Source organism: Curtobacterium sp. MCBD17_028, assembly GCF_003234875.1.
In the GTDB taxonomy this organism is placed as follows: domain Bacteria; phylum Actinomycetota; class Actinomycetes; order Actinomycetales; family Microbacteriaceae; genus Curtobacterium.
In genome coordinates, this window is record NZ_QKTQ01000006.1 from 78,585 (window position 1) to 99,291 (window position 20,707).

At 73.2% G+C, this 20,707-nt stretch carries 21 protein-coding genes; 12 read left to right on the forward strand and 9 right to left on the reverse strand.

Annotation, left to right across the window (positions count from 1 at the left end):
• Window positions 1–33: 33 nt before the first annotated feature.
• Complete coding sequence (locus DEI86_RS09360; RefSeq protein WP_111010363.1) at window positions 34–405, reverse strand: VOC family protein; 372 nt, start codon at window positions 403–405, stop codon at window positions 34–36.
• Between the two features lie 79 nt (window positions 406–484).
• On the opposite strand from DEI86_RS09360, the gene DEI86_RS09365 reads away from it, so the two are divergent.
• The 3 genes from DEI86_RS09365 to DEI86_RS09375 all read left to right on the forward strand — a co-directional run bounded on the left by DEI86_RS09365 (window position 485) and on the right by DEI86_RS09375 (window position 3,603).
• A complete protein-coding gene (locus DEI86_RS09365) occupies window positions 485–1,141 on the forward strand; it encodes a nucleoside/nucleotide kinase family protein (RefSeq protein ID WP_111049426.1) in 657 nt (218 codons plus the stop codon).
• 32 nt (window positions 1,142–1,173) lie between these two features.
• Window positions 1,174–2,043, forward strand: coding sequence for an NAD(P)H-binding protein (locus DEI86_RS09370; protein WP_111049367.1), 870 nt, complete (start codon window positions 1,174–1,176; stop codon window positions 2,041–2,043).
• A 132-nt stretch (window positions 2,044–2,175) separates the two neighbouring features.
• Window positions 2,176–3,603: an ATP-binding protein gene (locus DEI86_RS09375; protein ID WP_111049368.1), complete on the forward strand. Its 1,428-nt coding sequence runs from the start codon at window positions 2,176–2,178 to the stop codon at window positions 3,601–3,603.
• Window positions 3,604–3,612: 9 nt separating this feature from the next.
• Here the strand turns inward: DEI86_RS09375 and DEI86_RS09380 are convergent, their stop codons facing one another.
• From DEI86_RS09380 to DEI86_RS09395, 4 genes are all read right to left on the reverse strand, one after another.
• Window positions 3,613–4,857, reverse strand: coding sequence for a CynX/NimT family MFS transporter (locus DEI86_RS09380; protein WP_111035733.1), 1,245 nt, complete (start codon window positions 4,855–4,857; stop codon window positions 3,613–3,615).
• Window positions 4,857–5,507 (reverse strand): HAD hydrolase-like protein, encoded by a 651-nt coding sequence (locus DEI86_RS09385; RefSeq protein ID WP_111011957.1) that lies wholly within the window; start codon window positions 5,505–5,507, stop codon window positions 4,857–4,859. Before DEI86_RS09385 ends, DEI86_RS09380 begins: the two co-directional genes overlap by 1 nt.
• A 105-nt stretch (window positions 5,508–5,612) precedes the next feature.
• Window positions 5,613–6,308 (reverse strand): endonuclease NucS, encoded by a 696-nt coding sequence (nucS, locus tag DEI86_RS09390; RefSeq protein WP_111049369.1) that lies wholly within the window; start codon window positions 6,306–6,308, stop codon window positions 5,613–5,615.
• A gap of 13 nt (window positions 6,309–6,321) precedes the next feature.
• Window positions 6,322–7,620, reverse strand: a complete 1,299-nt coding sequence (locus DEI86_RS09395; RefSeq protein ID WP_111049370.1) for an MFS transporter — start codon at window positions 7,618–7,620, stop codon at window positions 6,322–6,324.
• Between the two features lie 86 nt (window positions 7,621–7,706).
• Between DEI86_RS09395 and DEI86_RS09400 the strand changes: the two genes are divergently transcribed.
• On the forward strand, window positions 7,707–8,837 hold the full coding sequence (locus tag DEI86_RS09400; RefSeq protein ID WP_111011960.1) for a LacI family DNA-binding transcriptional regulator: 1,131 nt from the start codon (window positions 7,707–7,709) through the stop codon (window positions 8,835–8,837).
• A 103-nt stretch (window positions 8,838–8,940) separates the two neighbouring features.
• Here DEI86_RS09400 and DEI86_RS09405 read toward each other — a convergent pair whose 3' ends face one another.
• Window positions 8,941–10,383 (reverse strand): MATE family efflux transporter, encoded by a 1,443-nt coding sequence (locus DEI86_RS09405; protein WP_375342170.1) that lies wholly within the window; start codon window positions 10,381–10,383, stop codon window positions 8,941–8,943.
• Window positions 10,380–11,786 (reverse strand): uracil-xanthine permease family protein, encoded by a 1,407-nt coding sequence (locus DEI86_RS09410; RefSeq protein WP_111049371.1) that lies wholly within the window; start codon window positions 11,784–11,786, stop codon window positions 10,380–10,382. The genes DEI86_RS09405 and DEI86_RS09410 overlap by 4 nt, the downstream gene beginning before the upstream one ends.
• 69 nt (window positions 11,787–11,855) lie before the next feature.
• Here DEI86_RS09410 and DEI86_RS09415 point away from each other — a divergent pair, with 69 nt between their 5' ends.
• From DEI86_RS09415 to DEI86_RS09425, 3 genes are all read left to right on the forward strand, one after another.
• Window positions 11,856–13,823, forward strand: coding sequence for a M13 family metallopeptidase (locus DEI86_RS09415; RefSeq protein WP_111049428.1), 1,968 nt, complete (start codon window positions 11,856–11,858; stop codon window positions 13,821–13,823).
• Window positions 13,824–13,868: 45 nt separating this feature from the next.
• Window positions 13,869–14,771, forward strand: coding sequence for a serine hydrolase (locus DEI86_RS09420; RefSeq protein WP_111049372.1), 903 nt, complete (start codon window positions 13,869–13,871; stop codon window positions 14,769–14,771).
• 189 nt (window positions 14,772–14,960) lie between these two features.
• On the forward strand, window positions 14,961–15,254 hold the full coding sequence (locus DEI86_RS09425; RefSeq protein ID WP_111010353.1) for a hypothetical protein: 294 nt from the start codon (window positions 14,961–14,963) through the stop codon (window positions 15,252–15,254).
• A gap of 12 nt (window positions 15,255–15,266) precedes the next feature.
• On the opposite strand, the gene DEI86_RS09430 is transcribed toward DEI86_RS09425, so the two are convergent.
• Window positions 15,267–15,662 (reverse strand): NUDIX domain-containing protein, encoded by a 396-nt coding sequence (locus tag DEI86_RS09430; protein ID WP_111049373.1) that lies wholly within the window; start codon window positions 15,660–15,662, stop codon window positions 15,267–15,269.
• Between the two features lie 35 nt (window positions 15,663–15,697).
• Window positions 15,698–16,981: a glutamyl-tRNA reductase gene (locus tag DEI86_RS09435; protein WP_111049374.1), complete on the reverse strand. Its 1,284-nt coding sequence runs from the start codon at window positions 16,979–16,981 to the stop codon at window positions 15,698–15,700.
• A gap of 104 nt (window positions 16,982–17,085) precedes the next feature.
• On the opposite strand from DEI86_RS09435, the gene hemE reads away from it, so the two are divergent.
• From hemE to DEI86_RS09460, 5 genes are all read left to right on the forward strand, one after another.
• Window positions 17,086–18,216 (forward strand): uroporphyrinogen decarboxylase, encoded by a 1,131-nt coding sequence (gene hemE / locus DEI86_RS09440; RefSeq protein WP_258376501.1) that lies wholly within the window; start codon window positions 17,086–17,088, stop codon window positions 18,214–18,216.
• Window positions 18,213–19,562 carry an NAD(P)/FAD-dependent oxidoreductase gene (locus tag DEI86_RS09445; protein WP_111049375.1) on the forward strand — a complete coding sequence of 450 codons (1,350 nt, stop codon included), beginning with the start codon at window positions 18,213–18,215 and terminating at the stop codon, window positions 19,560–19,562. The genes hemE and DEI86_RS09445 overlap by 4 nt, the downstream gene beginning before the upstream one ends.
• A gap of 97 nt (window positions 19,563–19,659) precedes the next feature.
• On the forward strand, window positions 19,660–19,920 hold the full coding sequence (locus DEI86_RS09450) for a hypothetical protein (RefSeq protein ID WP_111010349.1): 261 nt from the start codon (window positions 19,660–19,662) through the stop codon (window positions 19,918–19,920).
• Window positions 19,921–19,972: 52 nt separating this feature from the next.
• Entirely contained in the window at window positions 19,973–20,437 is a 465-nt protein-coding gene (locus DEI86_RS09455) for a phage holin family protein (RefSeq protein ID WP_111011966.1), read from the forward strand.
• A gap of 13 nt (window positions 20,438–20,450) precedes the next feature.
• Window positions 20,451–20,699, forward strand: coding sequence for a hypothetical protein (locus DEI86_RS09460; protein ID WP_111011967.1), 249 nt, complete (start codon window positions 20,451–20,453; stop codon window positions 20,697–20,699).
• The last annotated feature ends 8 nt before the right edge of the window (window positions 20,700–20,707 follow it).

The following is a 20,707-nucleotide window of genomic DNA, read 5'->3' on the forward strand; positions in this document are numbered from 1 at the left end:
GCGAACAGTTTGCCACCGCGACCGTCGATGCGCTCAGCTGTCCTCCACCACGCTCATGACGTTGCCCGACGGGTCCGTGAACCAGGCGATCAGCGGCCCGCCGTGGCGGTTCACCCCCGAATCGTCCGTCAGCCCCTCGTACTGCTCGAACACCACGCCGCGCTCCGTCAGGTCCGCGACCGTCGCGGGGACGTCCGGCACCGGGAAGTTGAGGACCGTGAACGACGCCGGCTCGTGCGCGTCGCCCTTCGGGTACACGAGCACGGGCGTCCCGCCGCCGACCTCGAGCATGAGCATGCCGTTCGCCTCGTGCACCGACAGTCCGAGCACGTCCTCGTAGAACGCCCGCGCCTCGGCGGTGTCCCGCACGGAGAAGCCGCTGAACGCCCTCGTCGCATCGATCATGGCCGACAGTGTCCCTCCGACCGTGCCGGAGCACCAGACCCGCCCTGGCATCCGGACCGTCGGGTGGGAGACTTGCGACATGCCGCCCACCCCCGCCGCCCTCGACGTCGCGGCCGCGGTGGAGCGGGCCCTCACGCTCGTCGCCGACCCTCCGCCCACCGGAAGGGCCGTGCTCGGCATCGCGGGCAGCCCCGGCTCCGGCAAGTCGACCCTCGCGCGCCGTGTGGTCGCCGCCGTCACCGAGGCGCACGGGCCGGGCGTCGCCGTCCAGGTGCCCATGGACGGGTTCCACCTGGCGAACACCGCGCTCGCCGCCCTCGGTCGGTCCGACCGGAAGGGCGCGATCGACACCTTCGACGCCGCCGGCTACGTCGCGCTCGTGCGCCGGCTCGTCGCCGCCGGCGAGGACGTCACGTGGGCGCCCGACTTCGACCGGCGGGTCGACGAGCCCGTGGCGGGCAGCATCGCCGTGCCACGCGCCGTGCGACTCGTGGTCACCGAGGGCAACTACCTGCTCGACCGGGACGAGCCGTGGGCACTGCTGCCGGGCCTCCTGACCGAGACCTGGTTCTGCCGGACCGACGCCGCCGTCCGGATCGACCGGCTCGTCGGACGCCACATGCGGCACGGCCGCGACCACGCGGCGGCCCGGGCCTGGGCGACCGAGGTCGACGGCGCGAACGCCCGGCGCATCGAACCGACGGCGGACCGCGCCGACCTCGTCGTCACCACCTGACCCCCACCGCACCCGACCGGGAGGACCGGCACATGTCCGACACGACGCCCAGCACGGCGGATCCCCAGCCCGTCATCGCCGTCACCGGTGCCACCGGGCACGTCGGCGGTGCCGTCGCGCGGGCGCTCGCCGCGGCCGGCCGACCGTTCCGCGCGGTCGTCCGCGACCCGGCCCGGGCACCCCGGCTCGCCGGAGCCGAGGTCGCCGTGGCCGCCTTCGCCGACGCGGACGCCGCCCGTGCCGCGCTCGCCGGTGTCGACGTCCTGCTCATGGTCTCGGCGGCCGAGGCGGAGGACCGCCTCGAGCAGCACCGCGCCTTCGTCCGCGCCGCTGCCGAGGCCGGGGTCCGCCACGTCGTGTACACGTCGTTCGTCGGCGCGGCGCCCGACGCCACCTTCACGCTCGGGCGCGACCACCACGCCACCGAGGAGGCGATCCGCGCCTCCGGCATGACGTGGACGTTCCTCCGCGACTCGTTCTACCTCGACTTCGTGGAGGAGCTCGTCGGCGAGGACGGCGTCATCCGCGGTCCGGCCGGGGACGGTGCGATGGCGGCGGTCGCCCGCGCGGACGTCGCGCGGGTCGCGACCACGGTCCTCCTGCACCCGGACCAGCACGCTGGAGCGACCTACGCGCTCACCGGGCCCGAGGCCGTCACCCTGGCCGAGGCGGCGGCGATCGTGTCGGACGTCCGCAGCCGCACGGTGACCTACCACCCCGAGACGCTCGACGAGGCGTACGCGTCACGGGCGCGCTGGGACCCCGCTCCGTGGCAGGCGGACGCCTGGGTGAGCACGTACACCGCGATCGCCGAGGGTGCGCTCGCGGCCGTCAGCGGTGACGTCGAGCGGGTGACCGGGCGGCGCCCGATGTCCCTGCGCGAGGTGCTCGCGGCGGGCTGATCGCCCGCACTCAAAAGAGGTGCTGCGCTCACCGGTGCCGTTCCATCACCCCGCTCATCAGGCATTTTCAACTGTCAACAGGGCGTGAGTAGCCGGTACTCGAAACCTACTTGAAGCCGTAGGCTCGGTCCGATGAGCGCGAACGACGTGGACCGTGCCCTCGCTGCTCCGCGCGACGAGGTCGGTCCCAAGCTGTGTGCCCTTCTCGAGGACCAGTGGTTCGACCGGAAGTCGATCCGGATCCAGGCGAAGGACCTCGCACAGCATCTCGTCGCGTTCGCGAACGCGGAAGGTGGCGTGATCGTGCTCGGTCTGAGCGACGGCCGGGTCGAGGGATTGAAAGCGAGTGCCGGGCGCCTCAACGACTTCCAGCAGACGGCGATCGACCACACCGTGCCACCCGTGCGGGCGCGCGTGGATCAGACACGTTGCGTCAATGACGCAGGCGAGATCGACACGTTGGTGGTCGTCCGCGTCGACCCTGGCGAAGTCGTTCACGAGATGAAGAACGGAGACTGCTACCTCCGCGTCGGAGACGAATCTCGGAAGCTCCGCCATGAACAGCGCCGCGAGCTCGAGTACGACAAGGGACAAGCGCAGTGGGACGGGCATCCGTTGCTCGGTCTTCGGCGGGACGACCTCAACCGCCAGCTCCTCAAACAGTTCCGCAGTGCCACGGGCGCTTCCGGCACGTTCGATCGTCTTCTGAAGGCGCGCAGCCTCGTGACGCGGCACGGCGAGTACACGAACGGTTGCTATCTGCTGTTCGGTGAGCACCCGCAGGACGAGTTCCCTCAAGCGCACATTCGGGTGATCCGATACCTGGGTCCTGAGCGTGGCACGGGCGCTCGCCTGTCGGTTGACGACACCAACGACCTCAGGATCGAGGGACCGATCCCCTATGCCATCACCAAGGCCGCTGAGGAGATCGAACGTCTCGTCCCGCGGAAGAGGTCGCTGCGCGCCTCCGGTCTGTTCGAGAGCGAGCCCATCGTCCCCAAGGATGCGTGGCTCGAAGGTGTCGTGAACGCGGTCATCCATCGCTCCTACAGTCTCGGCGGTGACCACATCCGGGTCGAGATCTTCACGGACCGGATCGAGATCGAGAGTCCGGGCCGCTTCCCCGGTCTCGCTGACCCGGCGCGGCCTCTTGACATCAGTCGCTTCGCCAGGAACCCGCGGATCGCGAGGGTCTGCGCCGACCTCCGGATCGGTCAGGAACTCGGCGAGGGAATCCGGCGCATGTTCGACGAGATGCGGCGGGTCGGCCTGACGGATCCCGTGTACGTGCAGAGCCAGGGAAGCGTGAAGCTGACACTCCTGGCCCTTCCACGTATCGACGAACGAACGGCGGCTCGACTGCCGGCTCGCTCGCAGGAAGTACTCGACGTCATGCGTGCCGCAGATCGAGACCTGGGAACGGGGGAGATCTCGCAGCTGGTCGGATTGAGTAGACCGGCGACGAAGGCGCGCCTCGATGCGCTCGCTTCCGAGGCACTCATCGAGTGGATCGGCAAGTCGGAGCGAGATCCGCGAGCCGTGTGGCGGCTGCGGAACTGACCGACCTCGCTAGTCGACGTTCCGGGCCGCGATCGTCCCCGACACCCCGAGCACGAGCACCGCACCGACGACGACGAGCAGGGGCACGGTCCAGCCGCCCGAGACCTCGTGCAGCGTCCCGGCGACGAGCGGACCCGCACTGCCGAGCAGGTACCCGCCGCCCTGCACGAGCGCGGACATGCGGCGCGCGTCGGCGTCGGTCGTCACGAGCCGCACGACGATGATGAACACGACCGTGATGCCACCGCCCTGGGCGGCACCGCCGCAGATCGACCAGAGGAGCCAGAGCTGCGGTGCGAGGAGCAGCCCGAGCGGCATCGCGAGCCAGAACAGACTGACGAGCACGATGATCGAGCGGGGCCGCCAGCGGGACGCGAGCACGGGGACGCCGAGGGCCCCGACGACCGCGAGGATCTGGAAGACCGAGGAGCTCGCGCCCGCCGAGGCCGTGTCGAACCCGATCTCGTCGTGCAGGAGCGTCGGGATCCACGCGGTCAGGGCGTAGTACGAGAACGCCTGACCCGCGAACGCCAGGACGAGGCCCCACGTGACGAGCCGCCGCGCCGGGGCTGGTGCGGTGGCGTGCCGCTGGGTCTCCGGGACGAGGACCTGGTCGATCGGGCCGGTGACCGGGAGCGGCTCGGCGCTCGCGGTGATCGGACCTCGGAGTGCGGCGCGGACGCCGACCGCGCGCGACCACGCGGCAGCCGCGATGAGCACGAACACGCCCCAGATCGCGATCGCGACGGGCCAGCCGACGACCGCGGCGAGGGGGGCCGTGCCGAGCGAGGTGATCATCGACCCGACGTTGAGCGCCGACGTGTAGACGCCGGTCACGATGCCGACGCGCTCGGGTGAGGAGTCGCGGCGGATGACGACGGGCACGACGACGTTCCCGATCGTGATCGCGATGCCGATGAGCGCCGTCCCGGCGACGAGGGCCCACGACGTGCCGGCGGAACGGAGGAGCGTGCCGGCGAGCACCCCGACGAGCGACGCCGTCACGGCACGCTCCGGGTCGAGCCGGGCGATCACCCACGACGCCAGCGGGGTCGCGAGCGCGAAGCACAGCACCGGGATCGTCGTGAGGAGCCCGGCGACCGTCGGGGTCAGGCCGAGGTCGTGCCGGACGTCGCCGATGACCGGGGCGACCGCCACGACGGGACCGCGCAGGTTGAGTGCGATGAGCACGATCGCCGCGGGCAGGAGCCACGCGGCCCGCTCGCGGACACGAGCGCCGGTGCGGTCGGACATCACAGCAGGATGGGGAGCAGGTCGAGCGGCTCGGCGGCCCGGGCGATCGTGCCGGCGGCCTCGGCGGGGGAGCCGTACCCCCACTCGGCGAACACGACCGGGACGCCGTGGGCGGCGGCGCCCTCGACGTCGTGGTGCCGGTCGCCGACGAGGACCGGCCGCGACACGTCGACCCCGCGCGCGGCGAGCCGGCGCAGTGCCTCGGCGACGACGTCGGCCTTGGCGCTGCGGACCTCGTCGTCACTCGCGCCCGTCACGACGTCGAGGTACGGCAGGAGCCCGAAGTGCTCGAGGATGTAGGTCGCCGGGGTCTCGGGCTTGCTCGTCGCGGTCGAGGTCGGCACGCCGGCCTCGTGCACGCGCCGCAGGACCTCGGGCATCCCCGGGTACACCCGCGCGTCGAGGGTGCCGTGGGCGAGGTAGTGCTCCCGGTAGACCTGCAGCGTGTGCTGGACCTGGTCCTCGTCCATCCCCATGCTGCGGAACGAGTCGAGGATCGGCGGCCCCACGAAACTGAGGAGCGTGGCGGGCGACGGCACCGGCACCCCGATGCGTTCGAACGTGTACGTGAGGCTCGACGTGATCCCGGGCGCCGAGTCGCAGATCGTGCCGTCGAGGTCGAACAGGATCGCGGAGAACGGGCTGGACATCGGTTCCAGCCTATGGGACGGGCGCTGCGTGGCCGTGGTGGGTGGGGCCTCCCGGCCGGGAGGCACGTCCCCACCCCGTCGCGTCGCTCGCGGAGCGCGCGTGGTTCAGAACAGGCGGGTGTGCCCGCCCTCGATGCCGCGCATGGCGTCGTAGTCGAGGACGAGGCAGCGGATCCCGCGGTCCTCGGCGAGGGTGCGGGCCTGCGGCGCGAACGTCTGCGCCGCCAGGACGCCCTGGACCGGGCGGAGGTGCGGGTCGCGGTTCATGAGCTCGAGGTACCGCGTGAGCTGCTCGACCGCGTCGATCGTGGCGTTGCGCTTCATCTCGACCGCGACGGCGGCGCCCCCGCCGTCGCGGGCCAGGATGTCGACGGGGCCGATGGCGGTCATGTACTCGCGACGGACGAGCGTGTGGCCGTCGCCGAGGAGCTCGATCTGCTCGGCGAGGAGCTGCTGCAGGTGGGCCTCGACGCCGTCCTTGACGAGCCCCGGGTCGACGCCCATGTCGTGGGACTCGTCCGAGACGACCTCGTGGATGCTGACGACGAGGCGGTCCTGCGTCTTCTTCTGCGTGACCGTCCAGACCTCGGTGATGCCCGCGGCCGCCTGGTCCTCGTCGGGCTCGGCCGTGCTGATCGTGCAGGGCGGGCTCATCCAGTTGAGCGGCTTGTAGCTGCCGCCGTCGGAGTGGACGAGGAGCGAGCCGTCCGACTTGAGCATGAGGAGCCGGGTGGCCAGGGGGAGGTGGGCCGAGAGTCGTCCGGCGTAGTCGACGGAGCAGCGGGCGATGACGAGACGCACCCGACGAGCCTAGTCAGCGCCGGCGGGCGGGTTCGTCCGTGTCGAACCGGTTCCTTCCGGTCCAACCGCCGGATGCGGGTGTTCCACCGGAAGGGCGCGGTTCGACCTGGGGGCGGGTGCGCTCGCGGGCGGCACCCGACGCGAGCCCCGCGAGGACGATGAACACGACCACGACGAGCAGGGCGTGCAGGAGCCCGAACTGCTTGCCGAGGAACCCGATCACGGGCGGGCCGGCCAGGAACGCGACGTAGCCGATCGTGGCGACGGCGCTCACGCGGATGGCCGTGTTCCGGGGGTCGTCGGCGGCGGCGGACATCCCCATCGGGAACCCGAGCGATGCCCCGATGCCCCAGAGCACCACGCCGACGATCGCGAGGGGCACCGACGGCACGAGGATGAGCACGAGCAGGCCGACGAGGGCGAGCGCCGCACTGCCGCGGAGCACCGGCACCCGGCCGAACCGGTCGATCACGAACACACCACCCGCGCGACCCACCGTCATCGCCGCGACGAACACCGACAGCACGGCACTGCCCTCCGCGTTGGTCAACCCGTCGCCGTCCACCATCGCGAGGGGCAGCCAGTCGTTCGCGGCGCCCTCGGCCAGGGCCATCCCGAGCACGATGAGCCCGATGAGGATCGTGGCCGGTGACGCCCACACCTGCCAGCGGTTGAGGACGGCGACGGGCGAGGTGTCCGTCGACTCGGGGTGGGGCTCGGCACGCTCGTCGCGGAGTCGAGTGACGGCGACGACCATGCCGATGCTCGCGAGGACGCCGATGCTGCCGATGTGGATCCACACGGGGACGGCCGCGGCCTCGGCGGCGGAGCCGAGTGTCGCCCCGAGGAGGGTCCCGACGCTGAACGCGGCGTGGAACAGCGGCATGACGCTCCGCCCGCCGGCACGTTCGGCGCTGGCCCCGGAGACGTTCATCGACACGTCGCACAGACCGTTGCCGAACCCGAACGCGGTGAGGCAGCCCCAGATCGCCCAGAACCCCCAGCCGGCCGAGACGGCGATCGACGCGCTCACCATGCCGACGACGAGCAGGACCGCGGCGACCTGGATCCCGCGTCGTGCCCCGAGCCGGGCGACGATGTGGCTCGCCGCGGACAGCCCCACGATGGAGCCGACCGACATGCCGAGCACGAGCAGCCCCATCTCGGACGTCGAGGCGTGCAGCGAGTCGCGGACGCTCGGCACCCGTCCGAGCCAGGTGGCCATGTCGAGGCCGGAGAGGGTGAACACGACGAACACGGCGTTGCGCCAGGTCCGCGTGCCCGGGGTCCGGGTGCTCGTCGGCGTGGTCACGCGGCCTCCTCGTCGTCGATCCGGTGCGGGCGGTCTTCGTCGCTCGAATCGATTCGACCCAGGATCGGTCGTTACGCTACCGAGCCATGGACAACGCGGCAAGGGAGACCGGCGCGTCGGACGTGGGCACCGCCTCCAGGCCGCGTGGTGACGCCCGACGCCCGACGCTCGCCGCCGTCGCGCGCGCGGCGGGGGTGGCACCGTCGACCGCCTCGCTCGCGTTCAGCGGTGCCGGTCCGGTCGCCGCGGAGACGAAGGAGCGCGTGCTCGCCGTCGCGGCCGAGCTCGGGTACGACGGCCCGGACCCTCGCGCACGATCGCTCCGCCGCGGCCGGTCCGGGGTGGTCGGCGTCGTGCTCGACGACCGCCTCAGCGACGCCTTCCGCGACCCGGTGAACGTACAGACCCTCGACGGGATCGCCGAGGTCGCCGGTGCCGCGGGCGCCTCGTTGCTGCTCGTGCGGAGCCCGCTCGACGGCGCGGAGGGGTTCGGGCCGCTCGTCGACGCCCCCATGGACGCGGTCGTGCTCATCGGCTGCAACGTCCGGATCGACGCCGCGGTCGCGGTCCTCCGGCGGCGCGAGATCCCCGTCGTCGCGGTCGAGGCCGAGCACATCGCCGGTGCCGTGCCGATCATGCTCGACAACCGGGACGCGTCACGGCGGGGTGCGGAGTACCTCCGCGACCTCGGCCACACGGACGTCGCCGTCGTCGCGCTGCCGATCGACCCGGACCGCACCCGCGGGCCGCTCACGCCCGAGCTCGCCGGCCGGGCGACGTCGTTCATCGCCCTCGAGCGCCTCCGTGGCGTGCACGAGGTGTTCCCCGACGCCGCCGCCGTCGTCGCGGGCGGCAGCGCGGTCGAGGAGGGCCGCCTCGCCGGGGCGACCCTGTTCGCGGGACCGTCCCGGCCGACCGCCGTCGTCGCGCAGAGCGACCTGCTCGCCGTCGGGGTCATCGTCGCGGCGCTCGACGCGGGGCTCCGCGTGCCGCAGGACGTCAGCGTGGTCGGGTTCGACGGCATCCGGATCGACGACAGCCTGCTGCACCGCTCGCCCGTCCAGACCCTGACGACACTCGTGCAGCCCGCCGTGCAGAAGGGTCAGGCCGCCGCGCGGGCCGCGCTGGCGATGCTCGAGGGCGAGGAGCCCGAGCCCGCGGCCTTCCGGAGCGAGCTGCGCGTCGGGGACACCGTCGGGCCGCCGCCGGTGCACTGAGCCGGGACACGGTCGGGCCGCCGCCGCTGCGCTGAGCCGCGCCGCTGCGTGAGCCGCGCCGCGCCGCGCCGCGCCGACAGGCCGTGCCGGGCCGCTCTCGCGGTCAGGACGCCATCGCACGCCGGATCCACCCCGGCCGGTGCGCCCGCACGCCGAGCGTGATCGCCCGGATGCCGATGTACCCGAACGAGAACGCCGCCCAGAGCGGTACGGGACCGGCGTGGATGCCGCCGGGAGGCGCCGCGTCGGCCCCGTGGGACCCGGCCCCCTGCGACACCACCCACAGCAGCGGCAGGTACACGACGAGGTTCACGAGCCCCGCCAGCGCCAGGTACCGCGCGTCGCCGGCACCGATGAGCACGCCGTCGAGCACGAACACGTACCCCGCCACCGGCAGCCCGATCGCGGTCACCACGAGCAGCGCGGGCAGCAGGGACCGGACGGTCGCCGCGTCCGAGAACACCGGCCCGAGCACCCCGCTCAGCGCGGCCGTGAGCAGCCCGAGGAGCACCCCGCCCGCGACGCCGAGCACCACGAGGCGGGTCGTCACGAGCCGGACCCGGTCCGCCTGCCGTGCTCCGAGTGCGTGCCCGACCAGGGCCTGGCCGGCGATCGCCAGGGCGTCGAGCGCGAACGCCAGGGTCGAGAACACCGTGAGGGCCACCTGCGTCGTCGCGAGTCCGGCGACCCCCAGGCCCGCGGCGACCGAGACCGTCGCGAGCATCGCCACCCGGAGCGACGCCGTCCGGAGGAACAGCCACGCGCCGGAGCGGAGCGCCCGCACCACGCCGGAGACCCCGGGGCGCAGCGACGCGCCGGTGGAACGGGCCCCCCGGACCGCGATCACGACGTACACGGCCGCCATCGCCCACTGGACGACCACGGTCCCGAGCGCGGAGCCGGTCACCCCCATCCCCGCCCCGTAGATGAGCACCGCGTTCAGCCCGCCGTTCACGACGAACCCCACCGTGGCCACGACCAACGGCGTGCGCGTGTCCTGGAGGCCCCGCAGCAGTCCGGTGGACGCCGTCACCACCAGGATCCCCGGCAGCCCGACGAGCGACACGAGCAGGTAGGCCGTCGCCGTGGCCGAGACGCTGGCCTGCGCGCCGAACAGCCCCACGAGCGGTCGGGCGAGTGGCCACCCGACGAGCGCCAGGACGACCCCGAGTCCGAGCGCGAGCCACATGCCGTCGAGGCCGGCGTGCACGGCGCCCCGGCGGTCCCCCGCTCCGAGCGCCCGGGCCACCGCCGGTGTCGCCGAGTACGCCAGGAACACGAGCAGCCCGGTGGCCGTCTGCAGCACGCTCGACGCCAGCCCGACCGCCGCCAGGGGTGTCGCGCCGAGGTGCCCGACGAGCGCCGTGTCGGTCATGAGGAACAGCGGCTCGACGACGAGCGCGCCGAGGGCCGGCAGTGCCAGCCGGACGATGTCGCGGTCCACCCGGGAGGCGCCGCCCCGCCCGCCCCGTGGCGGACGTCCCGGGGTGGCCGAGCGGGCGGTGGCCGAGCGGGCGGTGTCCTCGGGGCCGGGGTCCGGCGTCACCGCCGGTCGGTCGGCGTGTTCCGCGCGGTCGCGGGTCCGGTGCCGGTGCCGGTGCCGGTGCCGGTGGGGACACCGAGTGCGTCCCGCGGACCGGTGTCGGGCCTCCCGATCGTGTCCGCGACGTCGGCGGCGCCCACCGCGTCCGTCCCGCGTGCCCGACCGATCAGGTCCATGAGGTGGTAGACGACGATCGCGGCGACGGTGCCGATGACGATGCCGCCGAAGGTCGCGCCGCCCACCCCGAACGTGAAGTCCGCGATGCCCATGACGAGCGCGATGCCCGCCGTGAGCTGGTTCTTCGGCCGGGCGAAGTCGACGCGGTTCTCGACCCAGATGCGGATGCCGATGATGCCGATCAGGCCGTAGAGCGCGGTCGTCGCGCCACCGAGCACCCCGGTCGGGACGGTCGCGATGACGGCGCCGATCTTCGGCGACAGCCCAAGCAGGACCGCCACGATCCCCGCGACCCAGTACGCCGCCGTCGAGAACACGCGCGTCGCGGCCATGACGCCGATGTTCTCGCCGTACGTGGTCGTGGCCGAGCCGCCGCCGAGCCCAGCGATGACGGTCGCGACGCCGTCGGCGAGGAGCGCACGCCCCGTGAGCGGGGTGAGGTCCCGTTCGGTGAGCTGCCCCACGCCCTTGACGTGCCCCACGTTCTCGGCGATCAGGGCGAGCACGACCGGGAGGAACCCGAGGTACACGGCGAGGTGCCCGCCGTCGAAGCGCGGCGCGGTGAACGTCGGGAGGCCCACCCAGGCCGCCCGCGCGACCGCCGAGTAGTCGATCTGGCCCGCCAGGACCGCGGCGACGTACCCGACGACCACCCCGACGACGATCGAGAGCCGGCCGATCATGCCCCGGAACAGGACCGTGCACAGCACGATCGCCGCCAGGGTGACGAGCCCGATGACGGGGGACTTCGTGAAGTCCGCCTTCGCCGTCGGGGCGAGGTTGAACCCGATGAGCGCCACGATCGCCCCGCTGACGACGGGTGGCATGAGGACGTCGATCCACCGCGAGCCCGCGAGGTGCACCACGACCCCGACCACGGCGAGCAGCGCACCGACGAGCACGATGCCGGACAGGGCCACCGGGATGCCCCCGACCTTGGTCGCCGCGGCGATCGGGGCGAGGAACGCGAAGGACGACCCGAGGTAGCTCGGCAGCCGGTTGCGCGTCACCACGAGGAACAGCAGCGTGCCGATGCCGCTGAACAGCAGGGTGGTCGACGGCGGGAACCCGGTGATGAGCGGGACGAGGAACGTCGCACCGAACATCGCCACGACGTGCTGGACGCCGAGGCCGACCGTCCGACCCCAGCTGAGGCGTTCCTCGGGGGCGACGATGGTGGTGGCGGAGACCGTCCGGCCGTCCCCGTGGAGCGTCCAGGGAAGAGGCATGGCCGAACCCTACCGGGGCCGGGCCGCAGCCCGGGGGAACGCCATGGGATCGTGGCTATGGTGGTCGGCATGACTGCCGAGCGCGAGCGCCCATCCGGGATCCAGACCGACGACATCGACGCGACGGTCCGGCCGCAGGACGACCTCTACCGGTACGTCAACGGACGGTGGATCGCCGACACCCCGATCCCGGACGACAAGGCGCGGTACGGCTCGTTCACCGTGCTCGCCGAGGCGGCGGAGGAAGCCGTCCGCTCCATCATCGAGCGGTCGCAGCAGGCCCTCCCGGGGACCGAGGCCCGCAAGGTCGGCGACCTCTACACGAGCTTCATGGACGAGCAGGCGCTCGAGGTCCTCGGCAGCGGCCCCATCGACCCCCTGCTCGGCGAGATCGACCTCGTGCAGGACGTCTCGGACGTGCTGCGACTCGTCGGCCGGTTCGAGCGCCTCGGGGTCTCGAGCTTCGTGCAGCTGTTCGTCGACAACGACCCGGGTGACCCCGAGGCCTACGTCGTGTTCCTGGAGCAGGGCGGGCTCGGGCTGCCGGACGAGTCCTACTACCGCGAGGACCGGTTCGAGGACATCCGCGGTCGCTACCGCGAGTTCGTCGGGGCCATGTTCCCGCTCGCCGGTTTCGACGAGGGCGCGATCCGCACCCAGAACGTCATCGACCTCGAGACCGCGCTCGCCGCGTCCCACTGGGACAACGTCACCACGCGGGACAGCCAGAAGACCTACAACCGCATGACCTGGGCCGAGGCCGAGGCGCTCGCCGAGGGCGTCCGGCTGTCCGAGTGGGCCGAGGCCGTCGGCGCGCCGGTCGGCGTGTTCGACACCGTGGTCGTCCGCGAGCCGGGCTTCCTGACCGGGCTGGCGCACGAGCTCCGCACGCGGCCCATCGGCGCGTGGAAGGACTGGCTGCGCTGGCAGGTCATCCGGTCCTCGGCGCCCTACCTGACCACGGCGTTCTCGGCCACGAGCTTCTCGTTCTACGGCACCGCGCTCACCGGTGCGCCGAAGCAGCGCGACCGCTGGAAGCGCGGCGTCTCGCTCGTCGAGGGCGCGATGGGTGAGGCCGTCGGCAAGATCTACGTGCAGGAGCACTTCGACGAGACCGCGAAGGCCGCCATGGACGCCCTCGTCGCGAACCTCGTCGAGGCGTACCGGCAGAGCATCACGGGCCTCGACTGGATGACCGACGAGACCCGGCAGCGTGCGCTCGACAAGCTCGCCAAGTTCACGCCGAAGATCGGCTACCCCGTCCGGTGGCGCGACTACTCCGCGCTCCAGGTGACGTCGGACGACCTGCTCGGGAACGTCCGCGCCGTCGCGTCGTTCAACGTCGACCGCGAGCTCGGCAAGATCGGCAGGCCGATCGACCGCGACGAGTGGTTCATGACGCCGCAGACGATCAACGCCTACTACAACCCCGGGTTCAACGAGATCGTGTTCCCCGCGGCGATCCTGCAGTTCCCGTTCTTCGACCAGCAGCGCGACGCCGCGGCGAACTACGGGGCCATCGGAGCCGTCATCGGACACGAGATCGGGCACGGGTTCGACGACCAGGGCTCGCAGTACGACGGCGACGGACGCCTCCGCAACTGGTGGACGGAGGCCGACCGCGCCGCGTTCGAGGAGCGCACGAAGGCCCTCATCGCGCAGTACGACGCGCTCGTGCCGACCGAGGTCCCGGACGGCCACGTCAACGGTGCGCTGACGATCGGCGAGAACATCGGTGACCTCGGCGGACTCGCGATCGCGTGGAAGGCCTACCTCATCTCGCTCGACGGCCAGGAGCCCCCGGTGATCGACGGCATGACGGGTGCCCAGCGGTTCTTCCTCAGCTGGGCCCAGTCGTGGCGGATGGCGATCCGCCCGGAAGAGGCCGCGCGCCTGCTCAGCATCGACCCGCACTCCCCGAACGAGTTCCGCTGCAACCAGATCGTGCGGAACATCGACGAGTTCGCGGCGGCCTTCGGGGTCACCGAGGGCGACGCCCTGTACCTCGCTCCGGAGCAGCGCGTCGCCATCTGGTGACGAGCCGCGACCGGTCAACCCCGTCCCGAGGAGCGTGTGGGCCCAGTGGTCGAACGCGACGTGTCGCCACGGCGGCACCAGGCACGGTCGCGTGCCGCCGGGCGGCACCGTGGTGACGTCGAGGCCGCCTTCGCCGCGACGGTCGACGCGCTCGGGTCACTCGCGTACGACGGAGCCCGTGTCAGCGCGTCGGTGATCGATACGACGTCGGGCCGCGCCCTGCTCGCGGTCGACGAGCGCGTCGTGCTCCCGGTCGCGGGTGTCGGGAGGCTCCTCCTGCTCATCGAGGTCGCGGCCCAGCTCGAGGAGGGCCGGCTCCACGGCGACCGGCTCCAGCGCATGGCCCGGGACACTGCCGGCGGCCCTGGGCTGTGGCAGTTCCTCCAGGAGCCCACGCTGCAGGTCCCCGACCTCGCGACCCTCGTCGGAGCGGCCGCCGACGCCTGGGCGACGAACGCGCTGCTCTCCACCGTCGGCATCGAGGCCGTCCGGCTCCGCGCCGAGTCCCTCGGCGTCGACCGCAGCGCCGTGCTCGACCGCGTGCGCGACCGGCGCGGCCCGGACGACGCACCCGACCAGGCCGTCGCCGCCGCGGCGGAGCTCAGCTGGCTCATGCGGGGTCTGGCGCTCGGCGAGGTCGTCGACGAGGCGACGAGCAACCGCGTGCTCGGCTGGGTGTCGCTCGGAATGGACACCACCCTCGTCGCCGGGGCCTTCGGGCTCGATCCGTTGGCGCACCGCGGGCTCGACCACGGCCTCCAGCTCGTCGCGGTGACCGGGACCGGGCCGGGCATCCGCAGCGAGACCGGAGTCCTGCGCGGGCCGTCGTCGTCCGTCAGCTACGCCGTGACCGTCGGGTTCGAGGACGACTCCCTGCAGCGGCGGCTCGCGGTCGTGGAGGCGCTCCGCACGATGGGCGCGGACATCCTCGACCACGTCCACGCCTGACGAAGCAGTCGTCGGTCGACAGCGGCACCGTCGAGACAGGGCGGGGAGGGTGGGGCCGCTGGTGCGCCGCGGAGGCCGGGACCAGGCGGGAGGGGGAGACTGGCACCGACCGGACGCGGTGCCGACGACGACGCCGGACGGTGACCACGGCCGCCCGTGCGACACGGACGGCCAGGAGGGCGGTTCCCGATGGCTGGCAAGCACGAGCAGACCCGGAACGACGACGGCGGACGCGAGGACGGCCCCGCGGTCGTCGCGGGCGAGTACGTCGACTCCGACATCCCAGGCGAGCAGCCACAGGCCGACGCCGAGCCGGTGGGGGAGTACGTGAGCAGTGACGTCCCCGGCGAGCTGCGGGTGGGCGACACCGACCCCGCGGGCGAGTACGACGACTCCGAGATCCCCGGCGAACCCCGGATCCGGACCGAGGAGCCCATCGGCGCCTACGACGACGCGGACGTCCCGGAGGACCGCGGGGCGTGACTCGCGCCGCCCTCAGTCGACCAGGTCGGCCTCGACCATGCGGCGGAGGGTCTCGACCCCGGCGGGCGGACACCGGTGTGCGTCGGCGGAGGTCACCCAGTCGACGGCGTCCACCTCGGCCGACGGCACGGGCTCCTGGCCGACGAGGGCGGACGGCGCGACGAGGAACAGCTCCATGGCGACGCGTGTGCCCGGCGCCTGGCCGTGTGCGTCCTCGGTGACCGTGCCGAACGGCTGGCAGTCGGCGGGCGTGAGGCCGAGCGCGGTCTCCTCACGGGCCTCCCGGACGGCGGCGTCGACGGGCGTCTCGCCCGGTTCCACCTTGCCGCCGGGCAGGTACAGGACGTCGCGACCGCGCGACCGCACCATGAGCACACGGCGGTCGCGGACCACGAGCACCGCGCTCACGCGCAGCGTCCGGGAGGCCGTGCCCGGGTCGGTCGTCAGGACGCGTCCGCCGCGTGGTCGCCGAGGTCGCGGGCGCGCTCGCTCAACGGCACGACGGGCGCCGCCGGTGCCTCGGGCGCGATGCCGAAGAGCGCGTCGACCGCGGCGGTGAAGTCCTCGGCACGGCCCTGCCGACCGAGGTCGCGTGCGCGGACGGACGGGCGGTGCAGGAGCACGCCGGCCAGGTGTCGGAGGGCCTGCTCGGTGCGTTCGGAGGAATCGCCGCGGTCCCGGGCGCGGGCGATCTCGGCGTCGAGGACGTCGAACACGTGCTTGCGGAGCGCGACGAGCGCGGGGGTCGCGGACTGCTCGAGGGCCGCGGTGTGGAAGCGCGTGACGGCGTCGTCGACGATCGCGCGGGCCTCCGACTCGGCGTTCAGCTCGGACAGCGGGGCGTGCAGGCTGATGGTCTCGAGGTCGAGCAGCTCGACGCCGTCGACCGATGCGGCCGCCGGGTCGACGTTCCGCGGCAGCCCGAGGTCGATCACGAGCCGACGCCCGGGGTGGTCGAGGTCCGAGGCGTGGACGACGGGCACCTCGCTCGAGGTGCAGGTGATGACGACGTCGCTCGCCGCGGCCGTGCCCGCCAGGTCCGTGACGGGCACCAGGTCGTGCTTGGCGGCGAACACCGGAGCGCGCCCGGACGGCGAGTACACGGCGATGTCGGCGACGCCACGGTCGCGGAGGGCGGCGACCGTCGTGGCGGCGTACCGGCCCGTCCCGACGAGGAGCACGTGGGTGTCGGCCCAGTCCGTGACGCGGGACGACGCGAGCTCGAGCGCGAGACGGACGATGGAGCGACCGGCGGCGCCGATGCGCGTGCGCGTCTTGACGCCGCGCGAGGTGTGGGCGGCCTCTTGGAAGAGTCGTTCGAGGTCCGAGGTCGTGGTGCCGGCGGCACGGGCGCCCTCGAGCGCGCGACGCACCTGACCCGAGATCTCGGTCTCGCCGACGACGACGGACTCGAGACCGCTCGAGACGGCGAAGAGGTGGTGGACGACGTCGGCGCCGTCGAGCACGCGGACGGAGGCGCGGACGTCGTCGGCGGCGAGGTCGCTGGCGGCGCTCACCGCGTCGATCGTGGCCGCGACGGCGGAGTCGCGGTCGCCCGCGACGTCGAGGTAGGCCTCGAACCGGTTGCACGTCGCCAGGACCACGGCGCCGTCGAGGACGTCCGATCCGCTCACGAGACCGTCCGCGGCAGCCGGTGCTCCGATGCTCAGTCGCTCCAGGAGGTCGAAGCTGGCGTTGCGATGCGACGCCGTGAGACAGATGAGCACGTACTCGATGGTACCGCGGCACGCCGACGGCCGGGGTCAGCGGGGGTCCCCCGGGCTGAGGACACGGCAAGGTGTGCACGGCGAGCGGGTGGGAGACTGGGCGCGTGATCGACTCCACGACCGTCGCGTTGCCCCCGACGCACCCGCTCGCCGACGGCCGGACCGCGAATGCCCCGCTCGTCCGGGCGCTCCGCGGGGACCGCCCCGAGCGCCTGCCGGTGTGGTTCATGCGGCAGGCCGGGCGGTCGCTGCCCGAGTACCGGGAGCTCCGTGTCGGCACCGCGATGCTCGACGCCTGCCTCGACCCGGCGATGGCGTCCGAGATCACCCTGCAGCCGGTGCGGCGCCACGGCGTCGACGCGGGCATCTTCTTCAGCGACATCGTCGTCCCGATCAAGCTCGCGGGCGTCGACGTCGACATCGTCCCCGGTCGGGGTCCGGTGCTCGGCCGGCCGATCCGCACCGCGGCGGACGTCGCGGCGCTCGAGTCCCTCGACCCGAGCGCCCTCACCCCGATCGCGGAGGCCGTGGCCCGGACCGTCGCGGAGCTCGGCACGACGCCGCTCATCGGGTTCGCCGGGGCCCCCTTCACGCTCGCCGCCTACCTCGTCGAGGGCGGCCCGAGCAAGGACCACATCCGTGCACGGACCCTCATGCACGCCGACCCCGAGACCTGGGACCGCCTGCTCGGATGGGCAGCGGACGTCTCGGGGGTGTTCCTCCGCGCGCAGGTGCTCGCCGGCGCGTCCGCGGCGCAGCTGTTCGACTCCTGGGTCGGGTCGCTGTCCCGCGCCGACTACACGGCGCGGGTCGCGCCGCACTCCGCGCGGGCCCTGGCGCACGTGGCCGACCTCGGTGTGCCGACGATCCACTTCGGTGTCGGCAGTGGCGAGGTGCTCGCCGACATGGCGGCCGTCGGGGCCGATGGGGTCGGCGTCGACTGGCGGATCCCCCTCGACGACGCCGCGCGTCGCGTGGCCGACGCCGACGTGACCCTGCAGGGCAACATCGACCCCGCGATGCTCGCCGCGCCATGGCCGGTGCTGGAGGCCCACGTGCGGGACGTCGTGGTGCGCGGTGGTGCCGCGCGTGCGCACGTCGTGAACCTCGGGCACGGCGTGCCACCCGAGACGGACCCCACGGTGCTGACGCGCGTCGTCGGCCTCGTGCACGACCTCGGCGACGGCCGCACGACCGGCGACGGCCGCAGCGCGCACGAGGGGCTCGGCGCATGACCGCCGTCGTGGTGGTCGGCGGCGGCGTGGGCGGCCTCGTCGCCGCGCGTGACCTCGCCAAGGGCGGCGCCGACGTGGTGCTCGTCGAGGCGTCCGACCGGCTCGGCGGGATCGTCGACCGGCACACGGTGGCGGGCATCGAGCTCGACCTCGGCGCCGAGTCGTTCGCGACCCGCGGTGACACCGTCGGCGGGCTGGCGATCGAGCTCGGCCTCGGCAACGAGATCGTGACCCCGGACCCCCGCGGTGCCTGGCTCATGACGCGTGACGGACGGGTGGCACCGCTCCCGCAGGCGGGCCTCCTCGGGATCCCGGGGAGCCCGACGGCGGCGGACGTCATCGCGGTCGTGGGCACGTCGGGGGCCCTGCGCGCGCAGATGGACTCGCTGCTGCCCGGACCGGTGGGCGCGAAGGCCCGGACGCTCGGCGAGCTCGTGCGCCGACGCATGGGGGACCGCGTCCTCGACGACCTCGTCGTGCCGGTCGCGGCGGGGGTGCACTCGACCCACCCGGACGAGCTCGACCTCGACCGCGTCGCGCCGGGCCTCCGCGCCGCCCTCCTGCGCGAGGGGTCGCTCGGCCGGGCGGTCCTGGCGCAGCGGGCCAAGGCGCCGGCGGGGTCGGCGGTCGCGGGGATCCGTGGTGGCATCGCCCGGCTCGTCGACGAGCTCGTGGCGGACCTCGACACGTACGGGGTCGACGTCCGTCTCGGCACCCGCGCCGTCCGGATCGACCGCACGGCGGTGGACGTCGTCCCCGTCGACGACGGCAGCGGCACGGGACGCCCGGGTCCGGCCGAGCGGCTGGTGGCGGACCACGTCGTCGCGGACGTCGCGGACCCGTCCCGGCTCGTCGGCCAGCGGGACGCGGCGATCGAACTCGTCACCCTCGTGGTGGACCAGCCGGACCTCGACGCGGCGCCCCGCGGCACCGGGATGCTCGTGCACCCGGACGCCGAGCGCGTGCGGGCGAAGGCGATCACGCACGCGACCGTCAAGTGGCCCTGGCTCGCCGAGCGCGCGGGCGGACGGCACGTCCTCCGGCTCAGCTACGCGCTGTCCGCGCGCGACGGCGCGGACGCCATCGGTGTCGGCACGAGCCTGGCGGTGGACCCGGACAGCGCCGTCGCCGAGACCGCCACCGCGGACGCCGCCGCGCTGCTCGGGGTGCCGATCGACGCGGGCGTCGTGATCGGCGCCGCCCGGGTCCGCTGGCGTGCTCCGGACACCGAGCCGGCCGGCCTCGCCGAGGGTGTGCTCGGCGTCGGCGAGGCGAGCGTCGGCCGGGGTCTGGCCGGTGTCGTCGCGACGAGCAGGTCGGTGGCCGCCGGCATCCTCGACGCCTGACCGAACCGGCAGGGCGGCCGGGGGCTACTGTGGGCGGAGTCCCGTCCGTTCGCCGATGCATACCGCTCGGCGCATGCCACAACCGAGAGGTCCCAACATGCGAGGCAGACTGATCTTCCTGACCGGCGTCGGAGTCGGCTACGTGCTCGGCGCCCGCGCCGGACGTGCGCGGTACGAGCAGATCCGCTCGGCGACCACGCGCGTCTGGAACAGCGACGGTGTGCAGAAGCAGGTGCACACCATCGAGGACTTCATCGCCGACCGGACGCCCGACGTCGCGGACTTCATCGGTGAGACCACGAAGAAGGTCGTGCGCAAGGCCGGGCCCAAGGGCTCGGGCGGCTCCTCGGAGTCCTGACCGTCCGAACGGCCGAGGCACCGTGACCCCGGTGCCGGAAGGAGCAAGCACGATGTCCGATACCCGAAGCGGTGAACGCCGCTCGCGGTCGTTGTTCGGCCTGGTCAGCGACGTCCCGCGGCTGGTCCGCGAACTCGTCAGGGGCGAGCTCGCGCTGCTCAAGGCGGAGATGCTCCAGAAGGCGAAGATCTTCGCCTTCGCGGCGGCGTTCCTCATCGTCGCGGTCGTGATCCTGTTCTACGCGATCGGCGTTTTCCTGACGGCGGCGGTCCTCGGTCTCGCCACGGTGATGCCGGGCTGGCTCGCGGCGATCATCGTCGCGGTCGTGCTGCTCATCATCGCCGCGGTCCTCGGACTGCTGGGGTACCGCCGGATCAAGACCGGCCTCCCGCCGCTGCCGGCGCGCACGATCCAGAGCGTGAAGAACGACGTCAACGCCGTCCGCGGCATGGGCCGCAAGCCGAAGCCGCCGGTGCAGCAGAGCAGCCGCCGGCCGGACGTCGACGGCACCTTCTGAGACGGGACGACCAGTGAGCGACACCCACGACAACGGACCCGACTTCGCCGCGCTCGACCGCCGCGTGGCGGCCACCCGCGCGCAGCTGTTCGACACCCTCGACGCGATCGAGGACTGGTTCGACGTGCCGAAGCAGCTCGGCGTGGCGGTGCACCGCACGCGGCAGGGGTTCGAGGACCACCCCGTGCCCTACCTGGCAGCGTTCGCAGGGGGCGCCCTGGTCGTCGGGGGTATCGTCGTCTCGGTGATCCGCCGCCGGTAGGCACCGGC